This window comes from Stutzerimonas nosocomialis (assembly GCF_005876855.1).
GTDB classification, from domain to species: domain Bacteria; phylum Pseudomonadota; class Gammaproteobacteria; order Pseudomonadales; family Pseudomonadaceae; genus Stutzerimonas; species Stutzerimonas nosocomialis.
Window position 1 is genome coordinate 70,243 of the sequence record NZ_QLAE01000002.1, and the last position, 15,664, is coordinate 85,906.

14 protein-coding genes are annotated in these 15,664 nt (G+C 67.1%); 12 read left to right on the forward strand and 2 right to left on the reverse strand.

Going from position 1 to position 15,664, the window contains the following annotated elements:
• The first annotated feature begins 24 nt into the window (after positions 1-24).
• The gene (locus DN824_RS01455) at positions 25-360 is read left to right on the forward strand and encodes a glutaredoxin family protein (protein WP_138406616.1); all 336 of its coding nucleotides are present in this window, start codon (positions 25-27) and stop codon (positions 358-360) included.
• Between the two features lie 15 nt (positions 361-375).
• On the opposite strand, the gene DN824_RS01460 is transcribed toward DN824_RS01455, so the two are convergent.
• The gene (locus DN824_RS01460; RefSeq protein WP_138406617.1) at positions 376-927 is read right to left on the reverse strand and encodes a sugar ABC transporter ATPase; all 552 of its coding nucleotides are present in this window, start codon (positions 925-927) and stop codon (positions 376-378) included.
• Between the two features lie 221 nt (positions 928-1,148).
• Here DN824_RS01460 and speB point away from each other — a divergent pair, with 221 nt between their 5' ends.
• The 7 genes from speB (at position 1,149) to DN824_RS01495 (ending at position 8,827) form a co-directional block, all read left to right on the forward strand.
• Entirely contained in the window at positions 1,149-2,099 is a 951-nt protein-coding gene (gene speB, locus DN824_RS01465; protein ID WP_138406758.1) for an agmatinase, read from the forward strand.
• 57 nt (positions 2,100-2,156) lie between these two features.
• Positions 2,157-2,999 (forward strand): sugar phosphate isomerase/epimerase family protein, encoded by an 843-nt coding sequence (locus DN824_RS01470; protein WP_138406618.1) that lies wholly within the window; start codon positions 2,157-2,159, stop codon positions 2,997-2,999.
• Positions 3,000-3,014: 15 nt separating this feature from the next.
• On the forward strand, positions 3,015-4,055 hold the full coding sequence (locus DN824_RS01475; protein ID WP_138406619.1) for an isopenicillin N synthase family dioxygenase: 1,041 nt from the start codon (positions 3,015-3,017) through the stop codon (positions 4,053-4,055).
• A gap of 41 nt (positions 4,056-4,096) precedes the next feature.
• Positions 4,097-4,897, forward strand: coding sequence for a transporter substrate-binding domain-containing protein (locus DN824_RS01480; RefSeq protein ID WP_138406620.1), 801 nt, complete (start codon positions 4,097-4,099; stop codon positions 4,895-4,897).
• Between the two features lie 83 nt (positions 4,898-4,980).
• Entirely contained in the window at positions 4,981-6,501 is a 1,521-nt protein-coding gene (locus tag DN824_RS01485) for an amino acid ABC transporter permease/ATP-binding protein (RefSeq protein ID WP_138406621.1), read from the forward strand.
• Complete coding sequence (locus DN824_RS01490) at positions 6,498-7,220, forward strand: class II aldolase/adducin family protein (protein WP_138406622.1); 723 nt, start codon at positions 6,498-6,500, stop codon at positions 7,218-7,220. The genes DN824_RS01485 and DN824_RS01490 overlap by 4 nt, the downstream gene beginning before the upstream one ends.
• A 5-nt stretch (positions 7,221-7,225) precedes the next feature.
• Positions 7,226-8,827 carry a 5-guanidino-2-oxopentanoate decarboxylase gene (locus tag DN824_RS01495; protein ID WP_138406623.1) on the forward strand — a complete coding sequence of 534 codons (1,602 nt, stop codon included), beginning with the start codon at positions 7,226-7,228 and terminating at the stop codon, positions 8,825-8,827.
• 208 nt (positions 8,828-9,035) lie between these two features.
• Here the strand turns inward: DN824_RS01495 and DN824_RS01500 are convergent, their stop codons facing one another.
• On the reverse strand, positions 9,036-10,412 hold the full coding sequence (locus tag DN824_RS01500) for a glutamine synthetase family protein (RefSeq protein ID WP_138406624.1): 1,377 nt from the start codon (positions 10,410-10,412) through the stop codon (positions 9,036-9,038).
• A gap of 234 nt (positions 10,413-10,646) precedes the next feature.
• On the opposite strand from DN824_RS01500, the gene DN824_RS01505 reads away from it, so the two are divergent.
• The 4 genes from DN824_RS01505 (at position 10,647) to DN824_RS01520 (ending at position 15,537) form a co-directional block, all read left to right on the forward strand.
• On the forward strand, positions 10,647-11,387 hold the full coding sequence (locus DN824_RS01505; RefSeq protein ID WP_138406625.1) for a gamma-glutamyl-gamma-aminobutyrate hydrolase family protein: 741 nt from the start codon (positions 10,647-10,649) through the stop codon (positions 11,385-11,387).
• A 42-nt stretch (positions 11,388-11,429) separates the two neighbouring features.
• Positions 11,430-12,788: a glutamine synthetase family protein gene (locus tag DN824_RS01510; RefSeq protein WP_138406626.1), complete on the forward strand. Its 1,359-nt coding sequence runs from the start codon at positions 11,430-11,432 to the stop codon at positions 12,786-12,788.
• A 136-nt stretch (positions 12,789-12,924) separates the two neighbouring features.
• A complete protein-coding gene (locus DN824_RS01515; RefSeq protein WP_138406627.1) occupies positions 12,925-14,283 on the forward strand; it encodes an aspartate aminotransferase family protein in 1,359 nt (452 codons plus the stop codon).
• Positions 14,284-14,439: 156 nt separating this feature from the next.
• The gene (locus DN824_RS01520) at positions 14,440-15,537 is read left to right on the forward strand and encodes a polyamine ABC transporter substrate-binding protein (RefSeq protein ID WP_138406628.1); all 1,098 of its coding nucleotides are present in this window, start codon (positions 14,440-14,442) and stop codon (positions 15,535-15,537) included.
• Positions 15,538-15,664: the final 127 nt, after the last annotated feature.

A 15,664-nucleotide genomic window follows, 5' to 3' on the forward strand; every position in this document is an offset into this window, starting at 1 on the left:
TCAGGGAATGAAGAAGCTGCTCTATTGCATCCTGCTGATCGCGGCGGGCCACAAGGGCTGGACGTACTGGCAGGCGCGCTCGTCGAGCCCCTCGAAGACCGGCCCTATCTGGTGGTCTACGGCCGCGACAGCTGCGGCTACACCCAGGGCACGCTGCGCGCGCTGTCCGGCGCGGGGGTGAAGTTCCGCTACCTGAACGTGGACGACCCGGTGGTGGCCGATTCCCTGCACGGGCGGATGAAGCGCAAGGGAATCGACACCCGTTACTACTACCTGCCGGTGGTGGACCTGAACAATGCCATCAGCATCCGGCCGGACAACGCCACGCTGGTCGCCCAGGCCAGGGCCGCGATTCCCTGACCGGCGTCCCGGCGCTCAGGGGCAGGCGACGCGGACCTGGGCGAGGTCGAACCCCAGACGCTCGCGAAACTCGTCGAGAAAGGCCTGGGTGAATCCCGCCTCGCCCCAGTCGTTGAAAATGAACCCCAGGTTCGAGAACGCGCACGGCTGCAGGAACAGGAAGCCGTTGATGTCGTCCTCGTGCCCGCATTCGGGGCAGCGGAAGTGGTCGGTGTGGCCGGGCATCCAGTCCTCGAGGCTGTCGAACAGGGCCTCGCCGATCTCCCGGCGGCATTCGGGGCAACCGGCCTCTTCCTTGAAACCCTGCGTCGGGGTGTAGATGCAGCGGCGGGTGATGACTTCCAGGCCGTTGACCGGCGCGTCGAAGGGCAGCCTGTCCGGATGCCGGGCGACCTGCCGGGCGCCGGGCGCCAGCGCATGGGCCATGCGGTTGCCGGTGCGGCCGCAGGTGGTTGGCACCGCCTCGACGACGTTGCGCTGCGCCAGCCAGCGGACGATGGCGCGGGCACGGGCTTCGTGGCCGGGGTAGGTGGAAATCTGCGGCACGATGATCAGCTGATCGGCCATGGCGGTGCCTCGCGAGTCGGTTCAGGCGCGCAGCTTAAAGGCTCCCGGGCCGGGGTCAAGGCAGCCGGGACGGACGCCGCGCTTGGATCGCGATCGCAGCCGTCGGGCCTGACGATAGTTCAGGAATTTCTGAACTGATTATTTGCTCCGGCCGATTCTTCCGCTGCGCCACGCTGGCCAAGATGGTTCCCAACGAACGCATCGACATGAGGGCCGTCCCGTTGGAAAAGACCTTGCACCAGCCGCTGGGCGGTAACGAAATGCCACGTTTCGGCGGCATCGCCAGCATGATGCGCCTGCCGGTGGTGGACAGCCCCGCCGGGCTGGACGTCGCCTTCGTCGGCATTCCGCTGGACATTGGCACCTCGCTGCGCGCCGGGACGCGCTTCGGCCCACGGGAGATCCGCGCCCAGTCGGTGATGATCCGTCCCTACAACATGGCCACCGGCGCCGCGCCGTTCGATTCGCTGAGCGTGGCGGACATCGGCGACGTGGCGATCAACACCTTCAACCTGCTCGACACCGTGCGGATCATCGAACAGGCCTACGACCGCATCCTCGCGCACGGCGTGATCCCGCTGACCCTGGGCGGCGACCACACCCTGACGCTGCCGATCCTGCGGGCGATGAAGAAGAAGTACGGCAAGGTCGGGCTGGTCCACGTCGACGCCCATGCCGACGTCAACGATCACATGTTCGGCGAGAAGATCGCCCACGGCACCACCTTCCGCCGCGCGGTGGAGGAAGAGCTGCTCGACTGCGACCGCGTGGTGCAGATCGGCCTGCGGGCCCAGGGCTACACCGCCGAGGACTTCAACTGGTGCCGCACCCAGGGCTTTCGCGTGGTGCAGGCCGAGGAATGCTGGCACCGGTCCCTCGAACCGCTGATGGCCGAGGTGCGCGAGCGGGTCGGGGGCGGGCCGGTGTACCTGTCCTTCGACATCGACGGCATCGACCCGGCCTGGGCGCCGGGCACCGGCACCCCGGAAGTCGGCGGCCTGACCACGATCCAGGCGCTGGAAATCATCCGTGGCTGTCAGGGCCTGGAACTGGTCGGCGGCGACCTGGTGGAGGTCTCGCCGCCCTACGACACCACTGGCAACACCGCGCTGCTCGGCGCCAACCTGCTCTACGAAATGCTCTGCGTGATGCCCGGCGTGACCCGGCGCTGACACGGACACCCATGGCCGCCCGGCGCGGCCGGACCCTGACCGGTAGCAGGATGCCCCATGAAGCTTGAGATCTTTCGCACCCTCTGGGGCAATCGCAGCCCCTGGCCACAGGTCTTCGACGAACTGCGCGGCGCGGGCTTCGACGGCATCGAGGCGCGCCTGCCCGAGGCGGATGCCGAGCGCAGCCGTTTCGCCCGCATCCTGCGCGAGCAGGCGGTGCCCTACATCTGCGTGCTGTTCACCTCGACCCCGGTGCTGCCGCGCCAGTCCGACACCCCGGCGATGCACCTGGCCGACCTCGCGCGCAAGCTCGCGCTGGCCGGCGAACTCGAGCCGCGTTTCATCAACCTGCTGGCCGGCAACGACCGCTGGAGCCTGGCCGAGCAGGTCGACTTCTTCGGCGCCGCGCTGGAGCTCGGCGAGCGCGCCGGCCTGCTGCTGAGCTTCGAGACCCACCGCGCCCGTTCGCTCTACAGCCCCTGGGTCACCCTGGAGCTGATCCGCCAGCTGCCGGCGCTGCGCTTCACCAGCGACATCAGCCACTGGGTGGTGACCTGCGAGCGGCTGCTGGACGATCCGGCCGATGACCTGACGCCCTTCGTCGAACGCGTGCACCACATCCAGGCCCGGGTCGGCTACGACCAGGGGCCGCAGGTGCCCCATCCTGGTGCGCCCGAATACGCCGATGCGCTGGCCTTCCACCAGCGCCACTGGGAAAGCATCTGGAACAGCCAGCAACGGCGCGGCTTCGCCGGCACCACCCTGACCCCCGAGTTCGGCCCGGACGGCTATTTGCATCATCTGCCCTTTACCGACGTGCCGGTCGCCGACCTCTGGCAGCTGAACCAGTGGATGGCGCGCACCGAACGGCACCACTTCCATCGATTTCTCGGCCACTAGCAAGGAGCGATTCCCATGAGCGGCAGCGCCAAGCACTTCACCCGCATCCCGGTGGTCGACATCGGCGACCTGTTCAGCCCCGAGCTGGCTCGTCGCCAGGCGGTGGCCGACCAGCTCGGCCAGGCGGCGCGCGAGGTGGGCTTTCTCTACATCACCGGGCATGGCATCGAGCCGGCGCTGATCGACGGCCTGCACCGCGCCGCCGAGGATTTCTTCGCCCAGCCCTTCGAGACCAAGATGCGCCACTACATCGGCGCCTCGGAAAGCCACAAGGGCTACGTGCCCGAGGGCGAGGAGGTCTATTCGAAGGGCAAGCCCGACCACAAGGAAGCCTTCGACATCGGTTTCGAAGTGCCCGCCGACAACCCGCTGGTGCTCGCCGGCACGCCCCTCCTGGGCCCCAATCGCTGGCCCGAGCTGCCGGGCTTCAGGGAGGCGGCGCAGGCCTATTACGCCGCGGTGTTCGGCCTGGGTCGCCAGCTGTTTCGCGGCTTCGCCCTGGCCCTGGGGCTGGCCGAGGATGCCTTCGACGGCGTGGCCAACTTCCCGCCGTCCAAGCTGCGGCTGATCCACTACCCCTACGATGGCGAGGCGCAGGACGCCCCCGGCATCGGCGCCCATACCGACTACGAGTGCTTCACCATCCTGCTGGCCGACCGGCCGGGGCTGGAGGTGATGAACGATCTGGGCGAATGGATCGACGCGCCGCCGGTGGAGGGCGCCTTCGTCGTCAACATCGGCGACATGCTCGAGGTGATGACCGCCGGCACCTTCGTCGCCACCGCCCACCGGGTGCGCAAGGTGGCCGAGGAGCGCTACTCCTTCCCGCTGTTCTACGCCTGCGACTACCACACCCAGATCCGCCCGCTGCCGCAGTTCGCCGAGGCCGGCACCCGCTACGAGCCGCTGAGCATCGGCGAGCACATGTGGAGCCAGGCGCTGCAGACCTATCAATACCTGAAAAGACGCGTCGAGGCCGGGGACCTGCACTTGCCCGAACGCGCGCGCAAACCCTCGAGCTTCGGCCACCTCAAGCACCAGCCGAGCGCGACCTGATTCGCTGCCGACGACCTTTCAAGCCTTTGGAGAACACAACGATGAAAAGCCTGAAGACTCTCTCGCTCGGTGGCCTGGGCGCGCTGTTGCTGGGCACCGCCCTCGGCGCGGTCGCCGCCGATGCCCCCAAGACCGTGACCCGTGGCGAGCTCAAGGTGGGCATGGAGATCGCCTACCCGCCGTTCGAGTATTACGAGGGCGACAAGGTGGTCGGTTTCGACCCCGAAGTGTCCGCCGAACTCGCCCAGCGCATGGGCCTGAACGCGACCTTCTCGGACACGCGCTTCCCCAACCTGATCCTGGGGCTCAACGCCAACCGCTTCGACACCATCATTTCCGGCATGTACATCCTGCCCGAACGCCTCCAGCAGGCCGACGCCATCCCCTATGCCAAGACCGGCGCGGCGATCATGGTTCGCGCCGACGCCGAGCGTAAGCCCGCGACCGAGCAGGAGCTGTGCGGCCTGGCCGTCGGGCTGCAGCAGGGCACCTCCTGGATCAAGAAGCTCAACGAGCTGTCGGCCGGCTACTGCGCCGAAGAGGGCAAGGGCGCGATCACCGTCAACGAGTACCCGACCAGCTCGGAAACCTCCCAGGCGTTGCTGTCCGGGCACATCCAGGCGCACCTGGAAATCGCCAGCGCCTCCCAGATGATGGCCGAGAAGTCCCGTGGCCGCATCGTCGTCACCACGCCGGCGTCGATCTACCCCGAAACCCTGGGCATCTACGTGAAAAAGGGCAACACCCAGCTGCTCGATGCGCTTAAGGCCGCGCTCGACGACTTCAAGCAGAGCGGCGACTACCAGCAGCTGCTGGCCAAGTACGGTCTGGAAGAAGCCTGATGCCCTTGCGCGCGGCGCGCCGCCTGCGCCGCGCGACGATCCACCGGGGCCGCAGGAGCGCCGCCCCAGGCCAGAGGTGACGCATGCCATTCGAATGGACGTATTTCTTCTCGATGTTCTCCATGCCGGCCTTCTGGAAGGCCAGCTGGACGGTGGTCAAGCTGAGCACCCTGGCCTGGGTGATCGGCATGCTGATCGGCTTCGGCCTGGCCAGCGCCAAGCAGTCGTTGCACGCCTGGGTGCGGGTGCCAGCCTCGCTCTATGTCTGGTTCTTCCGCAGCGTGCCGCTGCTGGTGCTGCTGATCTTCGTCTACAACCTGCCGCAGCTGTTTCCCGGCAGCGGCCCGATCCTCTCGCAGCCGTTCTACGCCGGCCTGTTCGCGCTGGTGCTCACCGAGGCGGCCTACATGGCCGAGATTCACCGCGGCGGGCTGCTCTCGGTCGCCAAGGGCCAGCGCGAGGCGGCGCGGGCGCTGGGCATCCGCGGGCTGGGCACGCAGCGGCTGATCGTGGTGCCCCAGGCGTTCCGCATCGCCCTGCCGACGCTGACCAACGAATACGTCACCATCGTCAAGCTCACCTCCCTGGTGTCGGTGATCTCGCTGACCGAGCTGCTGCTGGTGGGCCAGCGCCTCTACGCGCAGAACTTCCTGGTGCTCGAGACCCTCGGCGCGGTGGCGCTCTACTACGTGCTGATCGTGACCCTCTTCGGCTGGCTGCTGCAGTACCTCGAACGGCACCTGGACCTGAGCCGGCGCAAGCCGGAGACCCTCGAAGGCGCCCGCCTGCAGACCCTGCGCGACAGCCTGCCGGCGGCGGTCGCGACGGCGGCGCAGGCCCCGCGTCCGGGAATGCCCGACGCACTGCGCCTGAACGGCGTGCACAAGCGCTACGGCAACCACCACGTGCTCAAGGGCATCGACCTGCGGGTGCGGCCGGGCGAGGTGATCTCGATCATCGGCCCTTCCGGCTCGGGCAAGACATCGCTGATCCGCACGGTCAACGGCCTGGAGCGCATCGACGACGGCGAGATCGTGCTCTTCGGCGAGGACTACATCCGCGCCGGCGACGCCCCCGACAGCCGCCGCCTGCGCGCCGGGGTGCGGCGCATCGGCATGGTGTTCCAGAGCTTCAACCTGTTCCCCCACCGCACCATCCTCGACAACGTGCTGCTGGCGCCGCGCTATCATCGCCTGGGCGACACCGCGAGCCTGCGCCAGCAGGCCCTGGCGCTGCTCGACAAGGTCGGCCTGCTGGCCCATGCCGAGAAATACCCGCACCAGCTCTCCGGCGGCCAGCAACAGCGCGTGGCCATCGCCCGCGCGCTGGCGATGAAACCGGACATCATGCTGTTCGACGAACCCACCTCGGCGCTCGACCCGGAGCTGGTCGGCGACGTGCTCGCCGTGATCCGCGACCTGGCCGCCGAGGGCATGACCATGCTCATCGTCACCCACGAGATGGACTTCGCGCTGTCGATCTCCGACCGCGTGGTGTTCATGGAAGACGGCCACATCGGCCTGGACGCCTCGCCCGAGGCGATTCGCAGCCACGGCAGCGAACGCGTGCGGCGCTTCATCGGCCTGGAGACGGACCCGACATGAATGATGACATCGCCACCCTGCGCCGGGACCTGGCCGCGGCCTATCGGCTGGCCGCCCTGTTCGGCTGGGACGACACCCTCTACACCCACTTTTCCGTACGCCTGCCGGGCGAGGAGCCGCGCTTTCTGATCAACCCGTTCGGCCTGCTGTTCGAAGAGGTGCGCGCCAGCGACCTGATCGTGGTGGACATGCACGGCAAGGTGGTCGAAGGCCGCGCCGACTACAACGTCGCCGGCTTCACCATCCACAGCGCGGTGCACATGGCCCGCGAGGACGCGCACTGCGTGATCCACACCCACACCCTGGCCGGCATGGCGGTGGCCGCGCAGGACGACGGCCTGCTGCAGCTGAACCAGATCAGCACCGAGTTCTACCGCCGGATCGGCTACCACCCCTACGAGGGCGTGGCGCTGGACCTGGAGGAGCGGCGCCGCATCCAGGCCTCGCTGGGCGACCACATCGCCCTGATCCTGCGGCACCACGGCCTGCTCAGCGTGGGCGCCAGCGTCGCCGATGCCTTCTACGTGATGTTCTACCTCAACCGCGCCTGCGAGATTCAGCTGGCGACCACCTCGGGCGGCCGCCACTACAGCCAGATCCCGGCGCACCTGAGCCGCCACGCCTGCGAACAGCTGCAGGGCGCCGAATGGCAGCGCCAGCTGATCTGGCAGGCCTGGCTGCGCAAGCTCGACCGCCTCGATCCCGGCTACAAGGACTGACCCACATGACCACCTGCGGCGAGTTTCTGATCCGCCAGCTCCAGGCCTGGGGCGTCGACACCCTGTTCGGCATCCCCGGCGTGCATACCGTCGAGCTCTACCGGGGCCTGGCCGGCAGTGGCATTCGCCACGTCACGCCGCGCCACGAGCAGGGCGCGGGATTCATGGCCGACGGCTATGCGCGCGTCAGCGGCAAGCCCGGCGTATGCCTGATCATCACCGGTCCGGGGATGACCAACATCCTCACCGCCATGGCCCAGGCCTACGCCGACTCGATCCCGATGCTGGTGATCTCCTCGGTCAACGAGCGCGACCGGCTGGGGCAGGGCAGGGGTTACCTGCACGAGCTGCCCGACCAGCGCGCGCTCACCGCCGGGGTGAGCGCCTTCAGCCATACGCTGATGAGCGTCGAGGAACTGCCCGAGGTGCTGGCGCGGGCTTTCGCGGTGTTCTCGGGCGCCCGGCCGCGGCCGGTGCACATCGAGCTGCCGCTGGATCTGATCACCGCGCCGGCCGATCACCTCGCCCTGCAGCCGCGGGCCCGGGCCTCGCGCCCGGTGGCCGATGCGGCGCTGATCCGCGCGGCGGCCGAACGCCTGCGCGCCGCCCGGGCGCCGTTGCTGCTGCTCGGCGGCGGTTGCGTCGAGGCGCCGGCCGAAGCCCGTGCGCTCGCCGAGGCGCTGGATGCGCCAACCGCGCTCACCATCAACGCCAAGGGCCTGCTGCCGGCCGGCCATCCACTGCTGCTGGGCAGCAACCAGTCCCTGGTGCCGGTGCGCGAGCTGGCGCGTGAGGCCGACGTGGTGCTGGCGATCGGTACCGAGCTGGGCGAGACCGATTACGACGTGGTCTTCGACGGCGGCTTCGCCCTCGGCGGCGAGCTGATCCGCATCGACATCGATGCCGCGCAGCTGGACCGCAACTTCACCCCGGCGCTGGCGATCCAGGCCGATGCGCGCCAGGCGATGGAACGGCTGCTGGCCGAGCTGCCGCCGTCCGTCTTCGATGCCCAGGGTCCGGGCGCTCGGCGCGCCGCCGCGGTTCGCGCGGCCCTGGCCGAGGGCTTTGCCGGCTGGGCGCACTACCGGCAGCTGTTCGACACCCTGCAGCAGGCGCTGCCCGACGCACGCTTGGTCGGCGACTCGACCCAGACCGTCTACAGCGGCAACCACCTGGTCGACACCCTGGCCCCGCGCCGCTGGTTCAACTCATCGACCGGCTACGGCACCCTCGGCTACGGCCTGCCGGCCGCCATCGGGGCGAAACTCGCCGACCCGTCCAGCCCGGTGATCTGCCTGATCGGCGACGGCGGCCTGCAGTTCAGCCTGCCGGAACTGGCCAGCGCGGTGGAGGCGGGGGTCGGCATCGTCGTGCTGCTGTGGAACAACCAGGGCTACGGCGAGATAAAGCGCTACATGCAGCGCCGCCAGATCACCCCGCTCGGCGTCGACATCCACACCCCCGATTTCATCGCCATCGCCCGTGGCTTCGGCTGCCAGGCCGAGCGCGCCCGCGACCACGCCCACCTGGCCGAACTGCTGCGTCAGGCGCCTGGCGACCGGCCACTGCTGGTCGAGCTCATGGAGGGGCCGCCGTTCCACCCATGATGTGCAGCCTTTCTGCCGTGATCGCAACGCCTGCCCCGGAACCCGGCGGCGACGCGCAGGCGGGCGCGCTGGCGGGCGCGCTGGCGCGGGTTGCCGGCGGCACCGTGCAGGGCGGGTCTTCGGAGGGTTTTCGGGGCAGCGGAGGGGTGAGCTGATCGAGGCGGGGTTCGCTGCCCATCCGGGGATGGGCTAGCGAACCCGCATCGGCTCAGACGGTGTGCAGGTACCAGTTGTACTCGAGGTCGGAGATCGAGTGCTCGAACTCGGCCAGCTCGCTCTCCTTGCAGGCGACGAAGATGTCGATGTAGTCGGGGCTGATGTAGCGGGCCATGACTTCGCTGTCGTCCAGCTGGCGCAGCGCATCGCGCAGGTTGGTCGGCAGGCTCGGCTCGACCTGCTCGTAGGAGTTGCCCTCGATCGGGTCGTCCGGCTCGATCTGGTTGGTCAGGCCGTGATGGATGCCGGCCAGGACGCCGGCCAGAAGCAGGTAGGGGTTGGCGTCGGCGCCGGCCACCCGGTGTTCGATGCGCACCGCGTCGGGGCTGTCGGTGGGGATGCGCAGGGCCACGGTGCGGTTGTCCAGACCCCAGCTCGGGGTGTTCGGCACGTAGAACTGGGCGCCGAAGCGGCGGTACGAATTCACGTTCGGGCAAAGGAAGGCCATCGAGGCCGACATGGTCTCCTGGAGCCCGCCGATAGCATGGCGCAGGCGGGCGTTTTCCAGCGGCTCCTCGCCGGCGAAAATATTGTTTCCGTCCTTGTCGAGGATGGAAATGTGCACGTGCAGCCCATTGCCGGCCTGGCCGGGGTAGGGCTTGGCCATGAAGGTGGAGTCCATCTCGTGGTCGTAGGCGATGTTCTTGATCAGCCGCTTGAGCAGGACCGCGTAGTCGCAGGCCTTGATCGGGTCGGCGACGTGATGGAGGTTGACCTCGAACTGCGCCGGCGCGCTTTCCTTGACGATGGCATCGGCCGGGATGCCCTGCTCCTTGGCGCCTTCGAGCACGTCCTGCAGGCAGTCGACGTACTCGTCCAGGTCGTCGATCAGGTAGACCTGGGTCGACACCGGGCGCTTGCCCGAGATCGGCGAGCGCGGCGGCTGCGGACGGCCGTTCACGTTCTCCTGGTCGATCAGGTAGAACTCCAGTTCGAATGCGGCGCAGATGGTCAGGCCCAGTTCGTCGAAGCGCGCCACGACCTGGCGCAGCACCTCGCGCGGGTCGGCGAAGAACGGCGAGCCGTCGCGCTCGTGCATGGTCATCAGCAGCTGGGCGGTGGGGCGCTTCTGCCAGGGTTCCTTGGACAGGGTGTTGGGGATCGGGAAGCAGGTCCGGTCCGCATCGCCCATGTCCAGGCCGAGCCCGGTGCTTTCCACGGTGATGCCGTTGATGTCGAGTGCGAACAGCGAGGCGGGGAGGTTGATGCCCTTTTCATACACCTTGTGCAGGCTGGCGCGCTCGATGCGCTTGCCCCGGACGACCCCGTTCATGTCGGCGATCAACAGATCGACGTAGAGGATTTCCGGATGTTCCTTGAGAAATGCGTTCGCTTCGTTGAGCTGAACGGCACGCGGCTGGGAAGCCATGATGAAGCACCTTAATTGTTAAAAATTTCAATCATCAAACGTCCTGCCCGGAGTCAATCGAAAAGCCAGGCCAGTGTCAATAGTAGCGCCGGGAGGCTCCGTGCGGCCTGCGCAGGCCCGTTTGACGGCCTGCGGTCGGCGCCCGTGTTCAGGGAATCGGCAAGCTATTGTCTAAAAAAATGAACAAGGCTACTCTCGATCAAGACCCCCACGACCAGACAGATGTGTGTCCTTATGTCTCGCTTGCCGCTGATCGGCGTATGCGCCTGCACCAAACAGATCGGTCACCATCCATTCCACATCGCTGGCGACAAGTACCTGCGGGCGGCCTCCATCGCCGGGCTGCCACTGGTGATTCCGGCGCTCGGCGAGGCGCTCGACCAGGCCACCCTGCTCGAGCAGTTCGACGGCCTGCTGTTCACCGGTTCGCCGTCCAACGTCGAGCCTCATCATTATAGTGGGCCGGCGAGCGAGCCCGGCACGCACCACGATCCCCAGCGCGATGCCACCACCCTGCCGCTGATCCGCGCGGCGATCGACGCCGGCATCCCGGTGTTCGGCATCTGCCGCGGCTTCCAGGAAATGAACGTTGCCTTTGGTGGCAGCCTGCACCAGAAGGTTCACGAAGTCGGCGCTTATGGCGATCACCGCGAGCGCCCGGACGATCCGGTGGAGGTGCAGTACGGCCTGAGCCATCCGCTGCACATCCAGCCGGGAGGCCTGCTGGCCGGGCTGCTGCCCGCGCGGATCGAGGTCAACTCCGTGCACGGCCAGGGGGTCGAACGCCTGGGCCAGGGCCTGCGCATCGAGGCGCTGGCACCGGACGGGCTGATCGAGGCCTTCTCCGTCGAGGGCGCGCGTTTCGCCCTGGGCGTCCAGTGGCACCCCGAATGGAAGGTGCATGAAAACCCGCATTACCTGGCGCTGTTCCAGGCCTTCGCCGAGGCCTGCCGGGAGCACGCGAGCCATCGCTGACCGTACCCCTCGCGGCGGTCGTTCCATCAACCTGAGGTCGTTATGACTACCAAGCTCGACCAGCTCACGGGCTGGCTGAAAGAACGCAAGATCACCGAAGTCGAATGCCTGATCAGCGACCTGACCGGCATCGCGCGGGGCAAGATTTCCCCGACCAACAAGTTCCTCGACGAAAAGGGCATGCGCCTGCCCGAGAGCGTGCTGCTGCAGACCGTCACCGGCGACTACGTCGAGGACGATATCTACTACGAGCTGCTCGACCCGGCCGACATCGACATGTTCTGCCGGCCCGACCCCAACGCCGTGTTCCTCGTGCCCTGGGCCATCGAGCCCACCGCCCAGGTGATCCACGACACCTACGACAAGATGGGCAACCCCATCGAACTGTCGCCGCGCAACATCCTCAAGAAAGTGCTGAAGATGTACGCCGACAAGGGCTGGCAGCCCATCGTCGCGCCGGAGATGGAGTTCTACCTGACCAAGCGCTGCGAGGACCCGGACCTGCCGTTCCAGCCGCCGGTCGGCCGCTCGGGCCGGCAGGAAACCGGGCGCCAGTCGTTCTCCATCGATGCGGCCAACGAGTTCGATCCGCTGTTCGAGGACATGTACGACTGGTGCGAGGCCCAGGGCCTGGACCTCGATACGCTGATCCACGAGGAAGGCACCGCGCAGATGGAAATCAATTTCCGTCACGGCGAGGCGCTGCACCTGGCCGACCAGATCCTGGTGTTCAAGCGGACCATGCGCGAGGCCGCGCTCAAGCACAACGTCGCCGCCACCTTCATGGCCAAGCCGATGACCGGCGAGCCGGGCAGCGCCATGCACCTGCACCAGAGCGTCATCGACCTGGAAACCGGGCGCAACATCTTCTCCAGCCCCGACGGCTCCATGAGCCAGCTGTTCCTGCACCACGTCGGCGGCCTGCAGAAGTACATCCCCGAGCTGCTGCCGATGTTCGCGCCCAACGTCAATTCGTTCCGCCGTTTCCTGCCCGACACCTCGGCGCCGGTGAACGTCGAATGGGGCGAGGAGAACCGCACCGTCGGCCTGCGCGTGCCCGATTCCGATCCGCAGAACCGCCGCGTCGAGAACCGCCTGGCCGGTGCCGATGCCAACCCTTACCTGGCGATCGCCGCGAGCCTGCTGTGCGGCTACATCGGCATGGTCGAGGAGCTGACCCCCAGCCAGCCGGTCAAGGGCCGCGGTTACGAGCGCCGCAACCTGCGCCTGCCGTTGACCCTGGAGACGGCGCTGGAGCGCATGGAAAGCTGTCGCCAGCTGGAAAAGTACCTGAGCCCCAAGTTCATCACCGGCTACGTCGCGGTCAAGCGCGCCGAGCAGGAGAACTACCACCGGGTGATCAGCTCCTGGGAGCGCGAGTTCCTGATGCTATCGGTCTGAGAAAGGAGCTTCGAGCGGCAAGCTTCAAGCGTAGGGTGGATGGCGCTTTCCCCATCCACCGATAAAGCACAACAGCCGGGGTGGATGACGCTTTTCTTCATCCACCGTCAACGCACCAACGACCTCGAGGTGATCGATGAGCGATACGCAAACCCAGCAATGGCAAGCCATGAGCCGCGACCACCATCTGCCGCCGTTCAGCGACTACAAGGCGCTCAACGCCCGTGGCGCGCGGATCATCACCAAGGCCTCCGGCGTCTACCTGTGGGACAGCGAGGGCAACAAGATCCTCGATGCCATGGCCGGGCTGTGGTGCGTCAACGTCGGTTACGGCCGCGAAGAGCTGGTCGAGGCGGCCAGCCGGCAGATGCGCGAGCTGCCCTACTACAACCTGTTCTTCCAGACCGCCCACCCGCCGGCCCTCGCCTTGGCCAAGGCGATCGCCGACATCGCGCCGGCCGGCATGAACCACGTGTTCTTCACCGGTTCGGGCTCCGAAGCCAACGACACCGTGCTGCGCATGGTGCGCCATTACTGGGCAATCAAGGGCCAGCCGGAGAAGAAAGTGGTCATCGGCCGCTGGAACGGCTACCACGGCTCCACTGTCGCCGGCGCCAGCCTCGGCGGGATGAAGGCGATGCACGGGCAGGGCGATTTCCCGATTCCGGGCATCGAGCACATCGACCAGCCCTACTGGTTCGGCGAGGGCGGCGACCTGGACCCGGACGCCTTCGGCGTGCAGGTGGCCGGGCAGCTCGAACGCAAGATCCTCGAGGTCGGCGAGGACAAGGTGGCGGCCTTCATCGCCGAGCCGATCCAGGGCGCGGGCGGGGTGATCATTCCGCCGTACAGCTACTGGCCCAAGGTGCGCGAGATCCTCGACCGCTATGACATCCTGCTGGTCGCCGACGAGGTGATCTGCGGCTTCGGCCGTACCGGCGAGTGGTTCGGCAGCGACTATTTCGGCAACGCGCCGGACCTGATGCCGATCGCCAAGGGCCTGACCTCCGGGTACGTGCCCATGGGCGGCGTGGTGGTGCGCGACGAAGTGGTGCACACCCTCAACGAGGGCGGCGAGTTCTACCACGGCTTCACCTATTCCGGGCATCCGGTGGCGGCCGCGGTGGCGCTGGAAAACATCCGCATCCTGCGCGATGAGCGCATCGTCGAGCGGGTGAAGGCGCACACGGCACCCTATTTGCAAAAGCGCTGGGCGGAACTGGCGGAACATCCGCTGGTGGGGGAGGCACGTGGCGTCGGCATGCTCGGCGCGCTCGAGCTGGTGAAGGACAAGAAGACCCGCGAGCGTTTCACCGACCAGGGCGTCGGCCTGCGCTGCCGCGATCACTGCTTCGACAACGGGCTGGTGATGCGCGCGGTCGGCGACACCATGATCATTTCGCCGCCGCTGGTGATCGGCACCGACGAAATCGACGAGCTGCTGGACAAGGTTCGCCGTTGTCTGGATCTGACGGCCAGGGACATGCGGGCCTGAACGCTGCGGATGGCGGCCGTTACGCAGCCTTTTGTAGCGTCTGGCCTGTTGTAAAAAAGGCCCCGATCTTGCCAGACTGCGCGGGTGCGTCAGGCAGCCGGCCCGATCGCCACGTCACTGCCCCGAACGCTTATTACGATAACAGGAGCTGCACGGATGAAACCCTTTGCCAAGACCCTACTCGCCTTGACGCTGGCCGGCGCCGCCGTCGGGGTCGCGCAGGCCGACAACAAGGTCCTGCACGTTTACAACTGGTCCGACTACATCGCCGAAGACACCCTGGAGAACTTCACCAAGGAGACCGGCATCAAGGTCGTCTACGACGTCTTCGACAGCAACGAAGTGCTCGAAGCCAAGCTGCTCGCCGGCAGCTCGGGCTATGACGTGGTGGTGCCTTCCAACCCCTTCCTGGCCAAGCAGATCAAGGCCGGCGTGTTCCAGAAGCTGGACAAGTCCAAGCTGTCGAACTGGGACAACCTCGACCAGGACCTGCTCAAGGCGCTGGAGCCGAGCGATCCGGGCAACCAGTACTCCATCCCCTACATGTGGGGCACCATCGGCATCGGCTACAACGTCGACAAGGTCAAGGCCGTGCTCGGCGACAACGCCCCGGTCGATTCCTGGGACCTGGTCTTCAAGCCCGAGAACATCGAGAAGCTCAAGTCCTGCGGCGTCTCCTTCCTCGACTCGCCGACCGAGATCCTGCCCGCGGCCCTGCATTACCTGGGCTTCCAGCCGGACAGCGGCAAGGCCGACGAGCTGAAGAAGGCCGAGGACCTGTTCATGCAGATCCGTCCGCACGTGGCCTACTTCCATTCCTCCAAGTACATCTCGGACCTCGCCAACGGCAACATCTGCGTCGCCATCGGCTATTCGGGTGACATCTACCAGGCCAAGTCGCGCGCCGAAGAGGCCGCCAACAACGTCAACGTGGGCTACAACATTCCCAAGGAAGGCGCTGGCAGCTTCTTCGACATGCTCGCCATTCCGGCCGATGCGAAGAACGTCGAGAGCGCGCACGCGTTCCTCAACTACCTGCTCAAGCCCGAAGTGATGGCCGCCATCACCGACTACGTGCAGTTCCCCAACGCCAACGCCGCTGCCACGCCGCTGGTCGACGAGTCCATCCGCAACGACCCGGGCATCTACCCGAGCGCCGAGGTGGCCAAGAAGCTCTACACCTTCCCGGACCTGGATCCGAAAACCCAGCGCGCCATGACCCGCAGCTGGACGAAGATCAAGTCGGGCCGTTGAGCCATGCCGACTCCGGTCCTGTGCCCCGCCGGAGTCGCTCCGGGGTGGCGGTCGCGCCTTGCGGCCGCCACGCCTCCCCTGATTCGCCACCCCATTACGACACGCTGTTGCCCTTTGCGGGCGACAA

Excerpts from the sequence above, each read along its gene's own strand:
- DN824_RS01460 (WP_138406617.1), bottom strand. The coding sequence starts at position 927 with ATGGCCGATCAGCTGATCATCGTGCCGCAGATTTCCACCTACCCCGGC.
- DN824_RS01470 (WP_138406618.1), top strand. The coding sequence starts at position 2,157 with ATGAAGCTTGAGATCTTTCGCACCCTCTGGGGCAATCGCAGCCCCTGG.
- DN824_RS01475 (WP_138406619.1), top strand. The coding sequence starts at position 3,015 with ATGAGCGGCAGCGCCAAGCACTTCACCCGCATCCCGGTGGTCGACATC.
- DN824_RS01480 (WP_138406620.1), top strand. The coding sequence starts at position 4,097 with ATGAAAAGCCTGAAGACTCTCTCGCTCGGTGGCCTGGGCGCGCTGTTG.
- DN824_RS01485 (WP_138406621.1), top strand. The coding sequence starts at position 4,981 with ATGCCATTCGAATGGACGTATTTCTTCTCGATGTTCTCCATGCCGGCC.
- DN824_RS01490 (WP_138406622.1), top strand. The coding sequence starts at position 6,498 with ATGAATGATGACATCGCCACCCTGCGCCGGGACCTGGCCGCGGCCTAT.
- DN824_RS01495 (WP_138406623.1), top strand. The coding sequence starts at position 7,226 with ATGACCACCTGCGGCGAGTTTCTGATCCGCCAGCTCCAGGCCTGGGGC.
- DN824_RS01500 (WP_138406624.1), bottom strand. The coding sequence starts at position 10,412 with ATGGCTTCCCAGCCGCGTGCCGTTCAGCTCAACGAAGCGAACGCATTT.
- DN824_RS01505 (WP_138406625.1), top strand. The coding sequence starts at position 10,647 with ATGTCTCGCTTGCCGCTGATCGGCGTATGCGCCTGCACCAAACAGATC.
- DN824_RS01510 (WP_138406626.1), top strand. The coding sequence starts at position 11,430 with ATGACTACCAAGCTCGACCAGCTCACGGGCTGGCTGAAAGAACGCAAG.
- DN824_RS01515 (WP_138406627.1), top strand. The coding sequence starts at position 12,925 with ATGAGCGATACGCAAACCCAGCAATGGCAAGCCATGAGCCGCGACCAC.
- DN824_RS01520 (WP_138406628.1), top strand. The coding sequence starts at position 14,440 with ATGAAACCCTTTGCCAAGACCCTACTCGCCTTGACGCTGGCCGGCGCC.